Annotated in this window: 14 protein-coding genes, 1 pseudogene and 1 riboswitch; of the genes and pseudogenes, 3 read left to right on the forward strand and 12 right to left on the reverse strand. The window is 63.6% G+C overall.

Annotated elements, in window-relative coordinates:
• Positions 1-135 precede the first annotated feature (135 nt).
• Positions 136-1,281 (reverse strand): PLP-dependent transferase, encoded by a 1,146-nt coding sequence (locus tag IPI01_20400; GenBank protein ID MBK7260117.1) that lies wholly within the window; start codon positions 1,279-1,281, stop codon positions 136-138.
• 85 nt (positions 1,282-1,366) lie between these two features.
• A riboswitch (SAM riboswitch) is annotated at positions 1,367-1,488 on the reverse strand.
• A 1,535-nt stretch (positions 1,489-3,023) separates the two neighbouring features.
• Here IPI01_20400 and IPI01_20405 point away from each other — a divergent pair.
• Together IPI01_20405 and IPI01_20410 are read left to right on the forward strand one after the other, a co-directional pair.
• On the forward strand, positions 3,024-4,745 hold the full coding sequence (locus IPI01_20405; protein MBK7260118.1) for a hypothetical protein: 1,722 nt from the start codon (positions 3,024-3,026) through the stop codon (positions 4,743-4,745).
• Complete coding sequence (locus tag IPI01_20410; GenBank protein ID MBK7260119.1) at positions 4,690-5,652, forward strand: hypothetical protein; 963 nt, start codon at positions 4,690-4,692, stop codon at positions 5,650-5,652. Before IPI01_20405 ends, IPI01_20410 begins: the two co-directional genes overlap by 56 nt.
• A 12-nt stretch (positions 5,653-5,664) precedes the next feature.
• On the opposite strand, the gene IPI01_20415 is transcribed toward IPI01_20410, so the two are convergent.
• Complete coding sequence (locus tag IPI01_20415; GenBank protein ID MBK7260120.1) at positions 5,665-6,675, reverse strand: hypothetical protein; 1,011 nt, start codon at positions 6,673-6,675, stop codon at positions 5,665-5,667.
• Positions 6,676-6,969: 294 nt separating this feature from the next.
• On the opposite strand from IPI01_20415, the gene IPI01_20420 reads away from it, so the two are divergent.
• A complete protein-coding gene (locus IPI01_20420; protein ID MBK7260121.1) occupies positions 6,970-7,530 on the forward strand; it encodes a hypothetical protein in 561 nt (186 codons plus the stop codon).
• A 6-nt stretch (positions 7,531-7,536) separates the two neighbouring features.
• Here IPI01_20420 and IPI01_20425 read toward each other — a convergent pair.
• The 10 genes and pseudogenes from IPI01_20425 to IPI01_20470 all read right to left on the reverse strand — a co-directional run bounded on the left by IPI01_20425 (position 7,537) and on the right by IPI01_20470 (position 19,447).
• A pseudogene (locus tag IPI01_20425) lies at positions 7,537-9,851 on the reverse strand (glycoside hydrolase N-terminal domain-containing protein).
• Between the two features lie 50 nt (positions 9,852-9,901).
• On the reverse strand, positions 9,902-11,038 hold the full coding sequence (locus IPI01_20430) for a histidinol-phosphatase (protein ID MBK7260122.1): 1,137 nt from the start codon (positions 11,036-11,038) through the stop codon (positions 9,902-9,904).
• 31 nt (positions 11,039-11,069) lie between these two features.
• Positions 11,070-11,915: a hypothetical protein gene (locus tag IPI01_20435; GenBank protein ID MBK7260123.1), complete on the reverse strand. Its 846-nt coding sequence runs from the start codon at positions 11,913-11,915 to the stop codon at positions 11,070-11,072.
• A gap of 288 nt (positions 11,916-12,203) precedes the next feature.
• Positions 12,204-12,377, reverse strand: coding sequence for a hypothetical protein (locus IPI01_20440; GenBank protein ID MBK7260124.1), 174 nt, complete (start codon positions 12,375-12,377; stop codon positions 12,204-12,206).
• Positions 12,378-12,491: 114 nt separating this feature from the next.
• On the reverse strand, positions 12,492-13,634 hold the full coding sequence (gene menC / locus IPI01_20445) for an o-succinylbenzoate synthase (protein MBK7260125.1): 1,143 nt from the start codon (positions 13,632-13,634) through the stop codon (positions 12,492-12,494).
• Positions 13,635-14,097: 463 nt separating this feature from the next.
• Positions 14,098-14,973, reverse strand: coding sequence for a hypothetical protein (locus tag IPI01_20450; protein MBK7260126.1), 876 nt, complete (start codon positions 14,971-14,973; stop codon positions 14,098-14,100).
• 209 nt (positions 14,974-15,182) lie between these two features.
• Positions 15,183-15,875, reverse strand: a complete 693-nt coding sequence (locus IPI01_20455) for a response regulator transcription factor (GenBank protein MBK7260127.1) — start codon at positions 15,873-15,875, stop codon at positions 15,183-15,185.
• Positions 15,868-17,664 carry a HAMP domain-containing protein gene (locus IPI01_20460; GenBank protein MBK7260128.1) on the reverse strand — a complete coding sequence of 599 codons (1,797 nt, stop codon included), beginning with the start codon at positions 17,662-17,664 and terminating at the stop codon, positions 15,868-15,870. Before IPI01_20460 ends, IPI01_20455 begins: the two co-directional genes overlap by 8 nt.
• A 136-nt stretch (positions 17,665-17,800) precedes the next feature.
• Positions 17,801-18,592, reverse strand: coding sequence for a PhzF family phenazine biosynthesis protein (locus IPI01_20465; protein ID MBK7260129.1), 792 nt, complete (start codon positions 18,590-18,592; stop codon positions 17,801-17,803).
• Between the two features lie 24 nt (positions 18,593-18,616).
• Positions 18,617-19,447, reverse strand: a complete 831-nt coding sequence (locus IPI01_20470) for a phytanoyl-CoA dioxygenase family protein (protein MBK7260130.1) — start codon at positions 19,445-19,447, stop codon at positions 18,617-18,619.
• Positions 19,448-19,477: the final 30 nt, after the last annotated feature.

The following is a 19,477-nucleotide window of genomic DNA, read 5'->3' on the forward strand; positions in this document are numbered from 1 at the left end:
CGGTGTAGAATGGGACAACAACAGGCGCAGGCCCCCGTGCCATTGGTCATATGTGCTGCACGATTCTTCATGTCAGTGTAACGTCCCCTGCCCGGGAAAGGTTCCTGATATCCGTGGTCCGCGTACGTGCCCCCCTTATGTCCGGGGAGGCAGCGCGGCGTCAAGGTCCTCGATCAGATCCTGAACATCCTCCAGCCCGATGGACAACCGGATCGTGGTATCCGTGATACCCGCTTCCGCTTTCAGGACCGGATCCATGGAAGCATGGGTCATGGTCTGCGGATGATCGATCAGGGATTCCACGCCACCCAGCGACTCCGCAAGCGCGAACACCTTCACACCACGCAGGAGCCGGTGCACATCGTCGATGGTCCCCTTCACCTCGAAGGACACCATGCCGCCAAACCCCTTCTGCTGCGCCTTCGCCGTGGCGTGATGCGGATGACCGGGAAGTCCCGGGTAGTACACCTTGCTCACCCGCGGATGCTTCGTCAGATACTCCGCGATGGCACGGGCATTGGTCTCATGCAACGCCATGCGGGGAACCAGGGTCTTGATGCCTCGAAGCACAAGCCACGCATCGAAGGGTGCCTGCCCCTGTCCGAGGGCATTGCACAGATAGGCGATCCGCTCCGCGACCTTCGGCTCTTTCGCAACCACCGCACCGCCCACCACGTCACTATGGCCATTGAGATACTTCGTTGTGGAGTGCACGATCACATCGGCGCCCAGATCGAAGGGGCGCTGGTTCACCGGGGTCAGGAACGTATTGTCCACGATCGAGAGCGCCCCGTGCGCGCGTGCAATATCGGCGAGCGCGCGGATGTCCAGGATGTTCAGGAGCGGATTGCTCGGCGTCTCGATCCACACGCCTTTTGTCTCAGGCCGCAACGCTTTCCTGAGGTTGGCCGGATCCTGCATGTTCACGTAGCTGAGCTGGATGTTGAACTGCTCCTGGTAGGTCCGCATGATGCGGTCCGTACCGCCGTAGCAGTCGTGCGTGACGATGATATGGTCGCCCGACTTGAACAGATGCAGGGTCGTCGCGATCGCAGCCATCCCTGTTGCCACCGCCACCGCACCCGCACCGCCTTCCAGAGCCGCGATGTTCTCCTCAAGCGCCTTGCGTGTCGGATTGGAGGTACGCGTGTAGTCGTACCCTTTGGTGGTCCCGATATCCTCGAACCGGAAGGTCGACGTCTGATAGATCGGCGTCATGACGCTGTTGTACGCAGCATCCTTGTTCACACCGGTATGGATCGCTTTGGTCTGAAAGCGCATCGCGCTGCTCCTCATCCTTCTAGGGTGAAATGAAAAATGCCTCTTCCGATGATCGGAAGAGGCATGAACCGTGCGGCGCGTCTTCTCCTCATCTTCCCCCGGAAAAATACCCCGGGGCAGGATTTAGCACCTGGCGCCCCGTTTCGCTCACGGGACCGGTTGCTACGGCGTCTCAGGGCCTGTTCCCTCAGCCGTTCTTGATAAGATTAGCAGATTTATTGTATGATTTTGAAGGGAAAGAAGCAAGCCCACCGCGGCCCGCCCCCCCCCCCCCCCCCCCCCCCCCCCCCCCCCCCCCCCGGCCCCCCCCCCCCCCCCCCCCCCCCCCCCCCCCCCCCCCGCCCCCGCCCCCCCGCGCCGCCCCCCCCCCCCCCCCCAAAACCAAAAAAAAAGGGGGCCCCAAGGGGCCCCCCCCCCCCCCCCCCCAACCCCCCCCCCGCGGCCCCCCCCCCCCGCCCCCCCCCCCCCGCCCCCCCCCCCCCCCGGCCGGGCCCCCCCCCCCCCCCCCCCCCCCCCCCCCCCCCCCCCCTGCCCCCCCCCCGCGCCCCCCCCCCCCCCCCCCCGGGGGGGGCCCCCCCAAAAAAAACCCCCCGCCCGGGGGGCGCCCCCGGCGGGGGGGGCCCCCCCCCCAGGGCGGGCCCCCCCCCCCCCCCGGAGGGCCCCCCCCCCCCCCCCCGGCGGCGCCGCCCCCCCCCCCCCCCCCCCCCCGCCCAGGGGGGGGGGGGGGGGGGGGGGGGCCCCGGCCCCCCCCCCCCCCCCCCCCCCCCGGGCAAGGGGGCGGGCCCCCCCCCCCCCCCCCCCCGCGCGCCCGCCCCCGCCCCCCGCCCCCCCCCCCCCCGCCCCCCCCCCCCCCGCTGCCCCCGCCCCCACACCCCCCCCCCCCCCCCCCCCCCCCCCCCTTCCCCCCCCCCCGGGGGGGCCCAAGGGCCCCCCCCCCGCCCCCCCCCCCCCCCCCCCCACCCCCCCCCTCCCCCAGGCACCGCGCCCCCCCCCCCTCCCCCACAACCCCCCAAAGACCCCCCCCCCCCCCCGGCCCCCCCCCCGCGGCCCCCCCCCCCCCCCCCCCCGGGGCCCCCCCCCGGGGGGCCCCCCGCCCCCCCCCCCCCCCCCCCCCGCCCCCCCCGCCACCCCACAAGGCAAAACGCGGGGCGGGCCGCCCAACAAAAAAACCCCCCCCCCCGCCCCCCCCCCCCCCCCCCCCCCCCCCCCCCCCCCCCCCCCCCCCAGGGCCAGCCCGGGCCCGGCGGCGAGGCCCCGGACCCCCCCCCCCCCCCCCCCCCCCCCCGGCGGGGCCGGGCCAGGGCCCCCCCCCCCCGGCCGCGCCCGGCGCCCCCCCGCCGCCCCAAAAAAAAAAAAAACCCCAAAGGCCCGGGGCGGCCCCCCCCCCCCCCCCCCCCCCCCCCCCCCCCCCCCCCCCCCCCCCCCGGCCCCAAAAAAGCACAAGGGGCCCCCCCAAAAAAAAAAAAAAACCCGGGGGCCCCCCGCGGCCCGGGCCGGGGGGGCCCGGCCCCCCCCCCCCCCCCCCCCCCCCCCCCCCCGGGGCCCCCCAAAAAACTCCCCCCCCCCCCCCCCCCCCCCGGGGGGGCCCCCCGGGCCCCCCACCCCCCCCCCCGGCAAAACAACCCCCCCCCCCCCCCCCCCCCCCCCCCCGCCCGGGGGTTTGGGCCACCCTCTTGCTTCTCAGGTGCGTCTCGCCTACTTTTTGTCAACCCGAACCCCCCATCCTCCGGACGCCAGCATCCATGAAGACCACTGCGGTCGCACTGATCCTGTGTATCGCCACCATCTGTAACGCACAGGAACCGCCCATTATCGTTATCCCAACGAATCCGTCCCCGGCGGTCACCCTCGCTTCGAAAGAGGTGCGGCGCTATGTCTATATCCGCACCGGAAAACTGCCCGTCATCGTCTCCGACAACCAGAAGATACCGCGGGCCCGGTCGGTGATCGCCATCGCACCCAATGCGTCCCGACTCCTGGCGAACCTCCCTGTCGAGAAACGCTTGCGTGACTCGCTCCACGCCATGCCGCTGGAAGGGTTCTGCCTCCGCACCCTGCCTACCGCCACCGGATCGATCCTGCTCGTGTGCGGCGCAACGGATATCTCAACGCTCTACGGGGCCTACGCTCTCGCAGAGACGATGGGCATCCGGTTCTCCGCCCATGGCGATGACATCCCCGATGGCCGCATCACCTGGTCCCCCCCGGTCCTCGCCGAATGGCATACACCGCTCTTTGCAACGCGCGGCCTCCAGCCCTTCCATGATTTCCCCGAAGGGCCCGACTGGTGGAGCGTGGATGACTATAAGGCGCTCTTCGCCCAGATGGTGAAGATGCGGATGAATTTCTTCGGGCTGCACACGTATCCCGAAGGCGGCGTCGGTCCGGAGCCAACGGTATGGATCGGCTATCCTGAAGATATCCTCCCGGGAACGGGCGTTGCCAGGGCATATCCCGCGCGGTATTTCACGACCGCAGGCGACCCCGCATGGGGATATAATCCACAACTGACGAGTACGTATCTGTTCGGCTGTGGACAATACTTCGACGCCGAGGCCTACGGCTCCATGTTCATGGCCGGGTACGCACCGCATGATCCGATCGGCACCAACATGCCGTACAAGCCGGATGTCCTCCGGCATCCCGACCCCACGCGCCTTCCCGCGGAGGGGTGGAATGGATTGTTCGACCGTACCGCCAGGCTCTTCGCCAATGCGTTCACCTTTGGACGCGGACTCGGAGTGAAGATGTGCATCGGCACCGAGACACCCCTGACGGTACCGGCCGCCGTACGACAACGTGCCCTCGCACTCGGGAAGGACACCACCGACCGCATCCTCAGGCGTGACCTCTATGAAGGCATGTTCACAAGGATCATGCAGACCATTCCGCTGGACTACTACTGGTTCTGGACGCCGGAGGATTGGACCTGGAGCGGCACCAACGATGCGCACATCGCTCAGACACGAGCCGACCCTGGACGCGGCCATGCGCGCCGCGGAGAAATTGAACGCGCCGTTCTCCTTCGCCACATGCGGATGGGTGCTCGGGCCGGCACAGGACCGCGCGATGTTCGACACGTTCCTGCCGAAGTCGTGGGCGATGAGCTGCATCAACCGCAACGTGGGCTACGATCCCGTGGACCCGGATTTTGCGAAGATCACCGGCCGTCCGCTCTGGGCGATCCCCTGGCTCGAGGACGATCCCGCATTGATCATTCCGCAACTCTGGGCAGGACGCATGCGCGCCGACGCTGCCGATGCGCTCGCGTACGGATGCACCGGACTCATCGGCATCCATTGGCGCACCCGCGTCCTCAGTCCGAACATCGCCTCGCTCGCGGCCGCGGGGTGGTCACAGAAGGGTTGGAACCCGGATGCCGGCGAGCGCGTCTCTCCCGAAAAAGCCGTGCAGCGCAGCAAGGACCCTGTGCGCGACATGCCGGTGGAAGATTTCTATCTTGATTGGTGCCGCACACTGTTCGGTGAAGAGCCGTGCGCGGGTGCCGCGGCGATCTTCTCGCGCATCGATGGACTCGACACGTACGACCGCGGGCGCGCCAGCCGGATGAACATGCCGGTCCCGGCCGATTGGGTGAGTGGACCGGGAGGCATCAAAGCAGACACGTTGACCTGGGAACAACGCCGTGGAGAATACCGGTTCGTCGATGAGTTCGAACACCTCCGCCCGCTCGTGATCGGTCCATGGCATCTCGACCGGTTCGACTACTGGGCTTCCACGTTCAAGTATCTCCGTGCAACAGGCCGCTATGCATGCACGTACGGCGAGATCGACCGGCTCCTCAAGGCGATGCGCGCCGATTCTCTGGGCGACCGGTCCCGATACCGCCAGCGAGCCATCGATCTCCGGTCGCGGCAGATGAAGGAACTGGAAGAAGCGATCGCCCTGCTCCTCCAGACCGTCAGCACCAACGGCGAACTCGGGACCATCGCCAACTGGCAGCAACATGTCGTTACCCTCACGGTCACCATTCCCGGCCGTGAAATGGAAACGCTCCTGGGTGCGCAACTCCCTGCCTCGTGCTGGCCGGCGAATATCATGATGCATCAGGACAGGATCATCGTGCCCACGCAACGGACATCGCTGCGCAAGGGCGAGGACCTGCGGTTGAAGGTGATCCTGCCACAGGAAGGGATGCAGACCGCACGGATCTTCTGGAGAACGATCGGAGAGAAGGCATTCCGCGCAGAGCCACTTATCAACCGGGGCCGCGCAGTATGGCATGGCGTCATCCGCTCCATGGCGGTCCGGGATGACATTGAATACTACATCGAAGCGGCGACCACGCGGGGTGTACAACGGTATCCGGCCGGGGCTCCAGACCGCAATACCACGGTGGTCGTCTACTGAGCGGCCTCCCGTTCAGCCGATCGTACCGAGTAACGCACCGAGAGCTTCTCCCATGGCGGCCCCGAAGGCGGCACCGCCCTTTCTCCCGAAGAGCCGGTGGTGCGACGCACCGCCGGCCACTGCCCACGTAACGACCCCTGCGTCGTCCACCGACGCTGACACGGGATCCAACCGCCAGGGCCACACCGTATCACTCCCGGCACTCCCGCCTGGCACGAAGCGCCACCCCTCTCCGGTGTGGACAAGATCCCGCCCCGCCGTCATTGCGAGAGAGGCCGTGGACCACATGTTCCGCGCCTCCTGCATGGCCCCTTCCCAGAAGGCGCTGTCGATCGGGTCGGCCAGAAGCTGGATGACATCCCCACGCCGCGAACCCGAGAGCGCACAGGCAAACCACGCGCGCATCGCAGGGGAGAGCGACCCAAGCAGGTTGCCATGAGTGGCCTTCCAGTATGTCCCTCGCTCGTGTGTCGGATCGAATGCGCCTGAGGGAGTTCCGCAGGGGTACCAGTGGATCGGGAGACCGGAGCGCCAGAGTCTCACGTAGGCTGCCTGATCGAGCCCCACATTCCATTCTCTCTTCGGCCCTCCTGTGGAACCGGCATTGAGGACGACCGCAGCCGTCTTCGATCGGAGGAGGTCCGGCGCGCGGTTGAACGCCGCGGCGACCACCCGTGCAGAGCCAACAAGGGACAGCACGACGGGTTCCGGAGAAGCATCGAGAAGTTCCAACAACAATGTGACACCCGCCTGTTGCGCTGCAGGCCGGCCGCGCAGATCGTCGCCGACGGAGTCGAGTGGCGCCACGGGCCCCGCGGCGACGGGGATGGCGCGTCCGAGGATGTGTCCGAGTTGAACGACAGGAACATAGCCCGGATCGCGCGCAATGTCCCATCCGGCCGGAGCGGGATCGAGGAACTTCTGCGTGACGTCGAGGATCACACCCCGCAGGTCGAACTCCGGAAGGGCGGCAATGGTTGCCAGGTCGAAATGATCATCCGGGTCCTGAGGGGGATGGTACATGTCGGTGATGTGGATCAGCGGAATGCGCGAAGAACGTGTGCGCCCGGCGATCGAGGGCGCGGTCCATCCCGCGGCCAGCAGCCCGGCTACTGCGGCACTTCCGTTCTTCAAAAAACCTCGTCTGTCTTGCATCTCAGTATCTCCCACCACCATTGCTTCCTATTCTGGTCTTTTCAATGAAGAATTCTTAGCTTTTGATTCTTAATCCACCTTCCTGCCCTTGCATCTCACCCTAAAAGGCCGTATTTCCCAGACATATCCACCTGTTCTTTCCACACCCCATAGGAGTCACTCATGGTCCCCATCCCGGCTCTCTGGCTGCCCATCCTGGTGTCAGCCATCTTCGTCTTCATCCTCAGCTCGCTCGTGCACATGGTCTTCGGCTACCATGCCGGCGACTACAAGAAGCTCCCGAACGAAGAAGGCATCGCCGATGCACTGCGCAAGTTCTCCATCCCCGACGGCTCGTATCAGTTGCCCCGTGCGGCTTCCATGAAGGAGTTCGGCACTCCGGAGCATCAGGAGAAGGTCAAGAAGGGCCCGAATGCGATGATCACGATCTGGGCAGGTACCAACCCTTCCATGGCCGGCCCCATGATCCAATGGTTCGTCTATTCCATTCTGATCGGCATCTTCGCGGCCTACGTCGCCGGGCGCGCACTCGGACCGGATGCACACTACCTCGCGGTCTTCCGTTTTGCCGGCGTCACCGCTTTTGTCGCCTACGCACTGGGCGGATGGCAGGAATCCATCTGGTACAAACGCCCGTGGTCCACAACGCTCAAGAATACCTTCGATGCGTTGCTGTATGCGCTGGTGACCGCCGGGACCTTCGGATGGCTCTGGGCGCGCTGACCGGCGCTATTCGTACCCATTCTTGAGGGTGATGGTACCGCCCGGTTGAAGTTCGATCACGAACTGATCACGCTCCTGTGTCATCGTCGCCCCACGCTGTGCTGCGATGAACCAGGTGCGGAATGGCTTCTTCAGCCGGGCGGTGCCGCGTTTCTCCGCGGTGATGGTCACCTCTGCCACCTGTCCACCCTCCCGTTTCGCGCTGACCAGGAACGCCCCTTCGGCGCGGAGCGTACGGAACGAGAGGTCCTTCCATGATGACGGAACTGCCGGGAACAGCTCGATCTGTCCGGCGTAACTCTGCACCAGCATCTCCTGAAGCCCCGCCGCGAATGCAAAATTCCCCTCCAGCGTGAACGGACGGTAGGTAAAGTTGGAATACCCCGACTTCGTCTGATCGCCATTCACGTGAAAGCCGTTCGATGTGCAGAACGCGCGCGCAAAGATGCCCAATGCCCGGGCCGCGCCCTCGCCGTCCTTCGCCCGCGCCTTCATGTTCCCGAGCCAGGAATACGAATACCCGCACCACTCCGCCGGGCCGACGGAATCCAGAAGTGCAAGCGTCCCGCGGATCATGCGCTGCGCATCGTCGCCGTCCTCCCAACGGATGAGCCCGAGCGGATGGATCGCCATCGCATGCGAGAAGTGCCGGTGCGATTGGCGGTACGGGAGCGTCGGTGCGAACATGAGAGCACCCGACGGCTCTGCGACGAACTGCGGCAATTCATCCTTCACCGCCGACCAGTGTTCCGCCTCGCTCCTGCGACCGAGCACGGATGCCATGTCGGCCGCGGCCCCGAACGCGAACCGCATCAGGGCGAGGTCGTAGTTCGTCATCGATGTGAACCACGCGGTAATGTCGTTGTTGTTGATCTCCGGACTGGCGCTGAGCGGTAGCATGCGGACGCCGGCTGCATTCTTCGTGCTGAGGCGCTCGAGGAACTCCGCCGTCTCGCGGAGCCACGGATAGGCTCGGGTGCGGAGGAAGACGGTATCCATGCTGTACCGCCAGTGCAGCCAGTAGTGGTGCGCAAGCCATGCGCCAACCGTCGGACCGCACGAGTACTGTATCCATCCACCCATCTCACGGCCATCAAGGGTGGTCACACCCGGCACATTGAGCCCCTCAAGACCGAAGTACCGCTTCGTATACTCTTTGTACGCGTTCCTGTTCCCGTCGAGGTGGTCCAGATAGGCAAGTCCCTCTTCCAGATGGTTCCCGGTATAGCACGGCCAGTAGCTCAATTGCGTGTTCAGATCGTGGTGGAAATCCCCCTTCCACGGTGGGATGCGCCCATTGTCCGCTGTCCAGATCGCCTGGAGCGAGATCGGCGGTGCACCGCGCCGCGAGGTTGAGCCGAAACGGTACTGCTCCTGATACCACTGTTTCTCAAGAAGTGGATCGGGGACATGGATCGCGGACTTCGACCAGAACGCATCCCACCAGCGCCTGTGCGTGCGCACATCGGCGGCAACACCACGCACCAGCGCACTGCGGCAGGCTTCGCGCGCATCAACGGAGGCCGCCTTCGTTCCGCGTTGCGAACTGAGACTCCAGGCTCCTTCCACGCCCCCGGCGCCGGTCGTGCGCCAGGAAACCACGACCTGATAGCGGAACCCTCCCCAGCCGGCCTGGGTATAGACCGCATTCCCCGGACGCACATCCACCTTCCCTTGCGGATAGCCGAGGCGGACGAGGTTGTCGCCCTCCACGGAACCTGCAGGCCCCGCATCCGCACCGCCCGCATAGGCAGGCGGGATGATGACCGGCTGCAACCCTTTCGGTGCACCATGGAACGTGAACCAACCGACGGGCTGTGTCGCATGAACGAATGCGGTCAACTCCACCCCGCTCGCCCATGTAACGTGCGCGGTGGCCGTCGCGAGCGAGAGGTGCACCGACGTCACCGTACCGAATCCTGTCGTATCGAATTCCAGGCGGCCCCGGGGATCTTTGTCGGCGCCGGCTCCCGTTCGTACGGGGCATCAAAATACTCCTGCACGATCCCGTATTCCTTCTTCGCCACCTGTCCGCGCACCCAATCGAACCGGAACTCCGGACGGTCCAACCCCTTCATCGGACGGAGATCCCAGAGGTCGGCGCGATCCAACGAGATCCGGATCTTCCCTTCCTTCTGCCAGACCAGTGCGCCGAGCATACCGTTCCCTAACGGAAGAGCTTCGTCCCACACCGGGGCCAGCCGCTCGCTACGAAGGTCGTGCGCCACCGTCGGCTGCGCATGGCTCGGCAGAACGATGGACGCGGTGAGGGTGAGGGTAAGAGCAAGGCAAGGGACGCTTCTGCGGAACGGCAACACCATCATACCTCCGGTTCTTCTTGATCTGTCAGCGGTCTCTATGAACGCGGCTACTACTTCGGGTCGATACGGACTCTGAACGTCAACGGCACCTCAAGGCTCCGGTCCGGAGCAACGATCATGTTCTTCACACGGTACACGACGGTCACACTGCCATTCACAGAAAGCGAATCTGCCGAAGGGCGGACGCCGAACACCGTGGATTGCCCCGCGGGGATCGTCAGCTCTTCCGGAAAGACGAGGACGCTGGTGGGCGAGACACGCTCCAGGCGGTAGGTAAGGTCTGACGAATTCACGGCCGTCACGGGTACAGGCTTCCTCCCGGTCGTTGCCACCTCACCCGGTGTGATGGCGATCGAATGGGTGAAGATCTGCTTCAGCCAGAGGGAGTCGCCGATGACCTCATGCTCCCGGTACACGGCGGTCCGTTTCGCAAGCAATGCCTCCCTGATCGATTCCGCGGAGCGTTCCTTTGCAAAGACGAGGGTCATGGGCCTGTGCGCGATCCCCCTGCGGTTGAACTCGAACGAGATCGGCTCGTGAGAATCTGAATTGCCCATGATGCCGAGCCCCTTCTCCCGGGCCCAGGCGAGGACCTGTGGATACCATTCGGTGTGATTCGCGACCTCCATACCCCACAGCGTGCCGTTCCCGAGGATCTCCGTATGCTCATCGTACCACCGTGCCACGCCGTCGGGCTGCTGCCCTTTCCATCCGGGGTGATTCCAGAAGATGATGGCACCCTGCTTCCGCGCCTCCGCCACCGCATCGCGCCAGGTCTCCTTCGACAGGGCATTCGCGTCCTGGACAAAGATCGCGTTCAGGTGGCCGGGGGGCATGGAACGCGTGATCTCTGCGCCGGGGATGAGGATCAGTCCGGTCGCTGCAGCGACCGGGCGCGCGATCTGGACGCTGAGGTTGCGGTCCGAGCCCAGCCAGGTCTTCTTCGGCAGATATTCGATGTGGTCCGTGATGGCGATCGCGTCAAGCCCTTCCGACAGCGCCTCTTTCACCCGGAACTCGGGCCACAGATCGCCATCCGAGAAGACCGTATGCATATGGAAGTCGCACTTCAGCGTATGGTACCCCTCGATATCGGGGATCCGTATCGGGGTGATGCTCAGGTTCTGAGCGGCGCCGCAGAAGGTGAGCACCGTCAACAGGAGGATGGAGGCGAAAGAACGTTTCATGGTCATGGCCTTGAAAGGACGATCAATGGATTCATTTGCTGCGCGACATGGCGCGTGCTTTCTCGAGGATGCCCGGACGGGCCTCCTCCATGATCTCCCGCAGATCTTCGTAGGCCATCGTGCGCTGTTCGAACGTCCGCTTCCCGAGCGCACCGAGGAAGCGCCCTTCGAACTCGCGGAAGTATGCGCCATAGATATGGTAACTGTCGGCCAGGTGGCAGTACCGTCCCACGTGCACTTCCTTCTTCGCGAGGGCACTGACCTTCTCAGCGATGAGTTTCTGCAGTTGCACGAGCGCAAAGATGTTCATGAACGCCGCTTTGTACGCGTCGTTCGAACGGAAGCGGACGTTCATGCTCAGGTACGGGATGCCGGCATCTTCCGTGATGCGGCACCAGATGCTCTGCAGGCAGGGCGGATCGTAGCAGTCGTTATCCTCCCACACCTTCCACGTGATCGCCTGTGCCCGGCGGCTGTACGGCGTCTCCGCGAGCTTCTGTGCCATGATATCGATCTGGTTGGCGATCGCTTTGCCGGGAGTGTCGTAGCCGAACAACCGCTGATGGTAGGTATACTCCCAGCGCGTGTCGGAGGGATCGTTGGGGTCGCGGATCAGGTGGTCCTTGATCCCGTCGCACACCTCCATCACATACTCCTGCAGATCTTCCGGCCCACCCGGGAAGTCCTTGTGGATCATCGGCTCCGCGAGCGGGTCGTGGATGGTCACCATCATCGTTGCATCGATGCTGGGCGGATCGTCGGGCTTGTCGTACTGGGTCTTGATACGACAGCCATTGGTATGGAGTTCGATCAGGGCGTTTTCCCATGCCCGGGCGATGCAATCGCCTTCGGCGTGCAGGACGGGGATACCGTTCATCGCGGTGGTCTCGTGGAGTGAATGGGATCGTAGGGGAACAGCTAGAGGAAAGTACGGGAATGCTTCAAGAATGGCAACACCGGACGGCCGTGTTGCCGGGACGTGTTGCCGGGACGGAGGAGGGGACGGGCTGCGGAGGATCCGCCCCACCCTCCCCTGTCAATCCGCCCCCATCAATCTTCCCCCGTCCCCCCGGCCTCGTCTTCGGGATCCTCCTCTCTCACTTCGTCCATATCATAGACAAGAGAGAGGCCCGCAAGGAGCAGATGCAGGTACGCCGTACGGAACTCAAATAAGAGAAACGCGAGCAGGGACCTCCACAACAACCGGAGCACCATAGACACCTCCCGTCTTTCCCGGCGTTTCCACCGGGATCAGATGCAGTTCTCTGATCAACATCGCGATCGCGGCTTTCGGATCGAGTGGCCGGTCGCGTTCGGTCTGCGGTTGCTGGCGTGTCATGGCGTCCCTCCATGGGGCTGTGAATGATGACAAAGTGAACGTCACCAATATAGTCCGCCCATGGCGCGGGAGCGTATCAAAAAATTATCGTTTTTGAGGAGGGGGGGGGAGGTCCTATCGGATCGTTTCCCGTTTGACCAGATAGCGGTTCAGCCGTTCGGGATCGATATGGATGCCCAATCCGGGCCCCGGCGGAATGGTGATGAAGCCTTCCCTGTCCAGCACCACCGGTGGATCGGCGATATCTTCCGTGAAATAGCGGGAGGTTTCTGAGGTGTCTCCGGGGAGAGTGAATCCGGGGACAGTTTGGAGATGGATGTTCACCGCGCGCCCGATGCCGGTCTCGTCCATACCCCCCGACCAGACGGGGATGCCATGGTGCTGGCAGAGGGCTGCGATACGCATGGATTCGATGAGTCCGCCCACACGGCCTTCCTTAATATTGATGATCCGGCAGGAGCCAAGCGCAAGCGCCGTTGCTGCATCATCCAGGCAGAGGATGGATTCATCGAGGCAGACCGGGGTCTTCAATTCCTTCTGCACCAGGGAATGCTGGTAGATGTCGGCGTACGACAGCGGCTGCTCGATCATCGTCAGTCCGAATGCATCCAATGCGCGAAGCATCGGAAGGTCATCCAGCGTGAAATCGCAGTTGGCATCGACCATGAGCTGGATATCCGGGAAGCGCTCGCGCACGGCACGGACCCAGGCAACATCCTTGCCGCGCTTGATCTTCATCTTCACGCGGTGGTACTTCTTGTCCACCGCTTCCTGCACGGCGACGAGAAGATCATCAACGGTCTCCTTGATGCCGATGCTGATGCCGGACATGATGCGGGCCGGCGTCTGTCCGAGCAGGGCATGCAGCGGCACGTTGTCCCCTTCGGCGAGAAGGACCAGCAGAGCATTCTCGACCGTCGCCTTTGCCATGGGGTTCCCTTTGACCTTGCGGAACTCGGCGAGGATGTCCGCCATCGTCATGCCGTCCTTGACCACCGGCAACAGGAAGTCGCGGATGATATGCGCGGCGGTCGAGGTGGTCTCGGGCAGATAGTACGGGTCCGGATCGGCCACGCATTCGCTCCATGCGGTGTGTCCGCCCGACGTGACCCGCAGCAGCAACGCCTCCTTGCACGTCCACACATGCGCGCTGATACCGAAGGGGCTGATGAAGGGGAGCCGCACGGTGACGAACTCGATGTGCTCGAGCGGCGGCGGGATGCGGTGCAGCACGGGATGATCGAAGGCAAAGGCCATGGTGTGAGTCTCGTTGCTGGCTGTGGCGGGGGTGAATGGTGATACCGGAAGATACGCCATTGTGAACGGAGATTCAACGCCGAGGACGGTCCCCCGAAGCAGAGAAGAGTGCCGAAGAGCAGGAGAGCGAGGGAGGAAACGAGAGTGAGGAGACGAGAGGAGGAGAGTACAGCAGTCTGGGGAGGCGACCGGGGAGCTGCCCCAGCAGGTTTCTCCACCGGGACGCCTGACAGCTCTGGATCGAAGAATTTGGAGAAACCGAGAGGGGGCACTCCCCGGGCGCCTGTCCGAGCACTGCTTCGAACGCGATCGAAGAATTTGGAGAAACCGAGAGGGGGCACTCCCCGGGCGCCTGTCCGATGACCGTGCCCCTTGCCGGCTATGGATAAACAAAGCCCCCCGTACCCTGCGAATACGGGGGGCTTGTTCTTCCAGCAGAACCCCTTGCGGGTAATACCTGTCCCTAATCCAACACCACCACCAGGTATTTGTCCTGCCAGAACTTCTCAGGCTGAAGGATCTTCAACTCTGTACCTTCACCGTCTGTCTCCGACACCGCGAACAGGTCTGCATTCCGGCGGGGCAGGATCTCAGCAACGTGCCCCTGGATGCGGATGGTCTGTTCACGTGTCTTGTCCATCGCGGTGAACGTCGTGGGATCGATCCCACTGCTCATCACCGTCGTGGAACCAAGAAGCCCCCAGAGGAACCCGCCTTCCTCCGTGATGATCCCCTTCTCTTCGAGTTCCTCTCGGGGGGCAGCTACGTAGTACCCTGTGCCAAGCATGCGGCGCTGGTGTTCCAGCTCCATATCCTTTTCCGCGAGTTCGCGGGTCTTGTTGTTGATCGTGGTCTCAAGTCCGGCGATCTGGGCCTGCAGGCGGGTGATCGATTGCTCGCGCTCGAGCAGGGTCGCCTGGAGATTCTCTACCAGCTTGTTCAGGCTCGCGATCTCACTCTGGGATGCCTTCAGGCGCGCGATCAGACCGTTGATGCGCTTCCGGTTCTCCTTGAGCTCATCGCCGATGCTGGTGATGTTGCTCAGCAGCTGCTTCCGGGTATCGAGTGCGGCACCGCTCGTTGCACCCTCCGTGGCAGCTTTCTGGGCAAGGAGTCTCCCCTCCTTCGCCCGGGCGGCTTCGATCCCGGCGTAGATGCCGTTGATCTCTTTCATCACATCTTCGATGTATGCATCGCGCTCGCTGAGGAGCGACTTGTAGGACTGACGGTCGGTCTCGGCCTGCGACAACTGGGACTGCAGCGCATTCTCTTTTTCATGATCGGCGCATCCTGCGGCCAGGAACACGACGAACAACAGCGCTATCCAGAGATGCCTCATCTTCGGTTCTCCTTCACGGTGAGTGGTGCGGGTGGTCGATCATTACTGCACCAGGATACGAAGGAGAGGCCTGCCCCTCAATCGGGCAGACGGTGTATTTTCCTGACTAGTATATTTACCCTACCCCGGAACCACCCCCATCCCCCAAACCCCCTGTTTTCGCCCGATTCTTCCTCCCATCCCCCTCTCTTTTCGCCTTGCGTTCCCCTCTATTTCTCCTCTCTCTTTTCTTCTTTCTTCATATCCACCACCCCCGTCGCAATAGCATGCCGCACCAATCCCGCGGTATCATGGATATCCAGCTTCTGCATGATGTTCGCCCGGTGCGTGTTCACCGTCCGGAAACTCAGGAACAGCTTCTCCGCGATCTCGCGGTTGGTCAACCCCAGGGCGATGAACCGGAGGACCTCCAGCTCACGCTTCGTGAGCCCGCTGCCCGATGGCGTGGGCGGTTCCACGGTCTCCTGCACGGCAGCACGCTTCAGAAAGCCGTCCACGATCAGGCGTGAGATACCCGGACTGAAGAACCGTTCACCGGACATCACGGCTTCGATGGCCTCAAAGATCTGGTTCTTGCTGGCATTCTTGAGAAGATATCCGCTCGCACCCGCCCTGAGGATCTGATACACATACTCCTCATCTTCGTACACGGTCAGTACGATGACCTTTACCTGCGGGTGGCGCTGCGTGATCAGGCGCGTCGCACCAATGCCGTCCAGCCGCGGCATGGAGATGTCCGTGAGGACAATGTCCGGCGTGAGCTCCTCCACGAGTCGCAGCGCCTCCTCACCATCCGCGGCCTCACCGACAACAGCATACTCTTCGGAGGTCCGCAGCAGCGCCTTCAGGCCGCTCCGCACGACATCATGGTCATCAACGATCAGTATCCGTGTCTTACGCATTATCATCCTCCTCAGGAAGAGGCAGGGAGACGGTCACCGTCGTCCCGCCGTTCTTCGTGCTTTGCACATCGCACCGTCCTCCGAGAAGTTCGGCACGCTCACTCATGGTCCGCAGCCCGAATCCGTGTCCGGACTCCCGGCTCCGCTCAACATCACCCTGTATGAAACCCACGCCATTGTCCCGGATCGTCAGGACGATACCGCTCTCATCACGGCCCAGACGCAGGTCCACCTGCGTGGCATGCGCATGTTTGGAGATATTCCCCAGGGCCTCCTGCGTGATGCGGTACAACGCGATCTCCGTCGTGCCGTCCACATGGTCCTCCGCCGCATCCGGCACCTCGCACGTCACCGCGATCCCCGTTGACCGCTGCATCTCCGAGCACAGCAGACGCAGCGCCGCGATCAACCCGAAGTCATCCAGAACGCTCGGCCGGAGGTTGGACGATATGCGCCGCACCTCGCTGATCGACCGGTCCAACTCCACCGCCACCTCCTCAAGCTCGCGCGACATCTTGCGGTTCCCGGCCGGGACGCCGTCCTGTAACACATCCACGCGGTACCGCGTCCCCGTCAGGCGCTGACAGACGTCGTCATGCAATTCGCGGGAGATCCGGGCTCGCTCCTCTTCCTGCGCACGCTGCATGGAGGTCGCGGACATCCGGAGGCTCGCAAGCCGCGCTCGTTCGGCGGACTCGAGCTGGTCCGTCATATGATTGAAGGCCTCTCCTACCAGACGGAGCTCATCGTGCGTCGTGATCTGCACCCGCCGGCTTGTATCGCCATCGGCGATCGCGCGCATGACGCTCACCAGGTGTTTGAGCGGTCGCGTGATATGGCGCGTGGTCACCATGCCCGCCCCGATGCCGAACACCACACTGCCGAGCAACGCCAGCAGGATCGTCGTGTTCGCCGTGGTGCCCGCCTCCAGGAGTTCCTGGCGCGCCTGTTCGAGGCCACGCTGCGTCCCGGTCTTCACGCCGGTGTCCAACTGTATCTTCAACTGACGGTACAGCGTCAGGAATGCGGTCAGCCGTTCCCTGCGCTCCTGCTCGAGTCTGCGCATCGCGGCGGTCAGCCCGAGCACACGCGCGAGGCGCCCGCGGAGTTCTTCGGACAGGGTACGCTCTTCCGGTGTGAGGAGGAGGATCCGGTACGCCTGGGCGAATTCCCTCAGCCGGGCCTCCGCAGCGTCCATGCCCGCACCATACTGCGATTCGCCGGTGAGCAGGAAGCTGCCTAATTGCTTCGTGATGGTGCTCAGCTGGATCTGCATGCCAAGGACCACCTGCAGCCTCCGGTAGGCGATCGGATCATCCGCCGTGACGGCACTCTGTATCCGGTCGATGAGCAACCTCTCGAGCGCCTCAGCCTCCACCTGCAGCGAATCCATCGTGCGGGAGAATCGTCCGCGCAATGCGATGTTGTGCGCCGCCCCTTCGTGCAATTGGTCGAAGGTGAAGCGTAACGCGGCATCATCCGACGACAGCGGGCTCCGTCCGCCGGGGATCGTTCGTTGCAGGAACGACGCATCGGCCAGCCCCTCATCATAGGCATCCACGAAATTCCGGTCGCCGGTGGCGGAATAGCCGAATGCGGCGAATGCGGTCTCCACCAGATGGTTCTCCAGCGCATACACCGCCGAGTTCGCCGGCTCCCTGATCTGCGCAAGGTCCTGCAGTTTCTCCCCCACCATCTGGGTCTGCTGATACGAGATAAGGCCGATGCTCACACACAGCAGCACCAGAACCCCGATCCCCAGTCCGAGCTTCGTGCCGATCTTCACCATAGCAGCTCCTGTACCGAAAGGTCAAACTATAATGAACAGAAATGGGGGGACAGAGGAAAGGGGCAGCAGCCTCATCAGATTCACGGCAGGGTCAAGTTCTTCGGGTGCATTCCCGGAGGTTGGCCGGTGCATCACCTCATACCCCGGGCACGCGGATCGTCCCTTCAAGATACGTCACCGCATGGCCCGCGATCTCCACCCGGTCACCCTTCAACGCACAACGAAGCGTGCCGCCCCGGCGCGAGAGCTGGAGTGCAGTGAACGTCGTTTTCTTCAATCTCTCCGCCCAATACGGCACCAAGGTCGTGTGCGCTGAACCCGTCACAGGATCCTCGGGTATCCCTGATTGCGGCCCGAAGAACCTGGACACAAAATCGACGGTCTCCCCGGGGGCGGTCACGATCACACCGCGGCACGGTACCTTCCCGATCATCGCGAAGTCCGGTTCGATCGCACGTATCTCGGCTTCCCTGTCATACACCACAAGGAGATCGTCCTTCCCCCGGAACAGCTCGCGTGGCGGGCCACCGAGAGCACGCATCAGACCCTCGGGCACTTCGGCCGGACGGATGGTATCAACGGGGAAGTCAAGCACCAGGAGATCGCCATCCCTCCGCACACGGAGGACCCCGCTGCGCGATGAGAATGTCAGGCTCTCCCCGATGTATCCTTCGTGATGGAAGAGCGCATGCGCGGTCGCCAGCGTCGCGTGGCCACACAGATCCACTTCGCATACGGTGGTGAACCAGCGGATGTGAAACCCGCCTTCTTCGCGGACATAGAATGCGGTCTCCGCGAGGTTATTCTCCTCGGCGATCGCCTGCATCACGTCATCGGGGAGCCACGTATCCAGCGGACAGACAGCAGCAGGATTCCCGTGAAACAACTCCCGGGTGAACGCATCGATCTGATACATCGTGAGATTCATGGATGCTCCAGGTGAACTCTTCGATCAGACGAGCCCGAGCTTCTTCTCGGCACCCGTACCGGCCTCCTCCACGCTGACGTGCTTCCTGTCGAGCCGCCCGAACTGCTGCACCGGCTCTACTCCTCTGGGATTGTACTTGAACCTGTCCGTACCGCGGCACAGATACGTTGTGAAATGCGGATTGATGGAAAGGTCGCACTTCACGTTCGTCCGTGAATACCGGATCGTCAGCCCCGCCCGCCGGGTATCCGATGGGTTTGCCGGCGAACCGTGAACCAACTTGTCATCATGGATCGAGACCTCACCGGCCTTCAGCGTGACGGGCAACGCCGTGTCCTCGGCGAACTGCCCGCGTTCACATTCGAGCATCAGCACCGAATCGGTCTCCCGCACACGGATATGCTTGAGCAACCCTGCCCGGTGTGAGCCCGGGACCACGGTCATAGCACCGTTCTCCACCGTGCTGTCATCGAAGGCCAGCCAGACCGTCAGGGACTCGTGGGGATCGAGCGGCCAGTAGTACGCATCCTGGTGCCACCCCACGGTGGACAGGCTGCGGGGTTCTTTGATGAAGAAATTCGACCCCCAGAGATAGAAATCCGGCCCCAACAGGTCTTCAACATAGTCCAGAAGCACCGGGTGCATGCAGATATCATAGAGAAACCGGCTCGATTCATGCCATTCCCGGATCTCTTTGGAGGATTCCCCGGGTTTGAGCAAGGCCAGTAACCCCTGCAAGCCAGCGTGGAGGTCCCGGACCTCTGATGGAGCATAGACCGCCGGGAGGCCGCGGAGATACCCCTCCCGTACGAAGTGTTCCTGCTGGTGAACGGAGAGCCGCAGAGGTGCTGCCATCGCCCTGATCCTTCCTCTCTATAATAAAAT

The sequence above is a fragment of the Ignavibacteriota bacterium genome (assembly GCA_016707525.1).
In the GTDB taxonomy this organism is placed as follows: Bacteria; Bacteroidota; Ignavibacteria; order UBA10030; family UBA6906; genus JAGDMK01.

Excerpts from the sequence above, each read along its gene's own strand:
- IPI01_20400 (MBK7260117.1), bottom strand. The coding sequence starts at position 1,281 with ATGCGCTTTCAGACCAAAGCGATCCATACCGGTGTGAACAAGGATGCT.
- IPI01_20405 (MBK7260118.1), top strand. The coding sequence starts at position 3,024 with ATGAAGACCACTGCGGTCGCACTGATCCTGTGTATCGCCACCATCTGT.
- IPI01_20415 (MBK7260120.1), bottom strand. The coding sequence starts at position 6,675 with ATGTACCATCCCCCTCAGGACCCGGATGATCATTTCGACCTGGCAACC.
- IPI01_20420 (MBK7260121.1), top strand. The coding sequence starts at position 6,970 with ATGGTCCCCATCCCGGCTCTCTGGCTGCCCATCCTGGTGTCAGCCATC.
- IPI01_20430 (MBK7260122.1), bottom strand. The coding sequence starts at position 11,038 with ATGAAACGTTCTTTCGCCTCCATCCTCCTGTTGACGGTGCTCACCTTC.
- IPI01_20435 (MBK7260123.1), bottom strand. The coding sequence starts at position 11,915 with ATGAACGGTATCCCCGTCCTGCACGCCGAAGGCGATTGCATCGCCCGG.
- IPI01_20440 (MBK7260124.1), bottom strand. The coding sequence starts at position 12,377 with ATGACACGCCAGCAACCGCAGACCGAACGCGACCGGCCACTCGATCCG.
- menC (MBK7260125.1), bottom strand. The coding sequence starts at position 13,634 with ATGGCCTTTGCCTTCGATCATCCCGTGCTGCACCGCATCCCGCCGCCG.
- IPI01_20450 (MBK7260126.1), bottom strand. The coding sequence starts at position 14,973 with ATGAGGCATCTCTGGATAGCGCTGTTGTTCGTCGTGTTCCTGGCCGCA.
- IPI01_20455 (MBK7260127.1), bottom strand. The coding sequence starts at position 15,875 with ATGCGTAAGACACGGATACTGATCGTTGATGACCATGATGTCGTGCGG.
- IPI01_20460 (MBK7260128.1), bottom strand. The coding sequence starts at position 17,664 with ATGGTGAAGATCGGCACGAAGCTCGGACTGGGGATCGGGGTTCTGGTG.
- IPI01_20465 (MBK7260129.1), bottom strand. The coding sequence starts at position 18,592 with ATGAATCTCACGATGTATCAGATCGATGCGTTCACCCGGGAGTTGTTT.
- IPI01_20470 (MBK7260130.1), bottom strand. The coding sequence starts at position 19,447 with ATGGCAGCACCTCTGCGGCTCTCCGTTCACCAGCAGGAACACTTCGTA.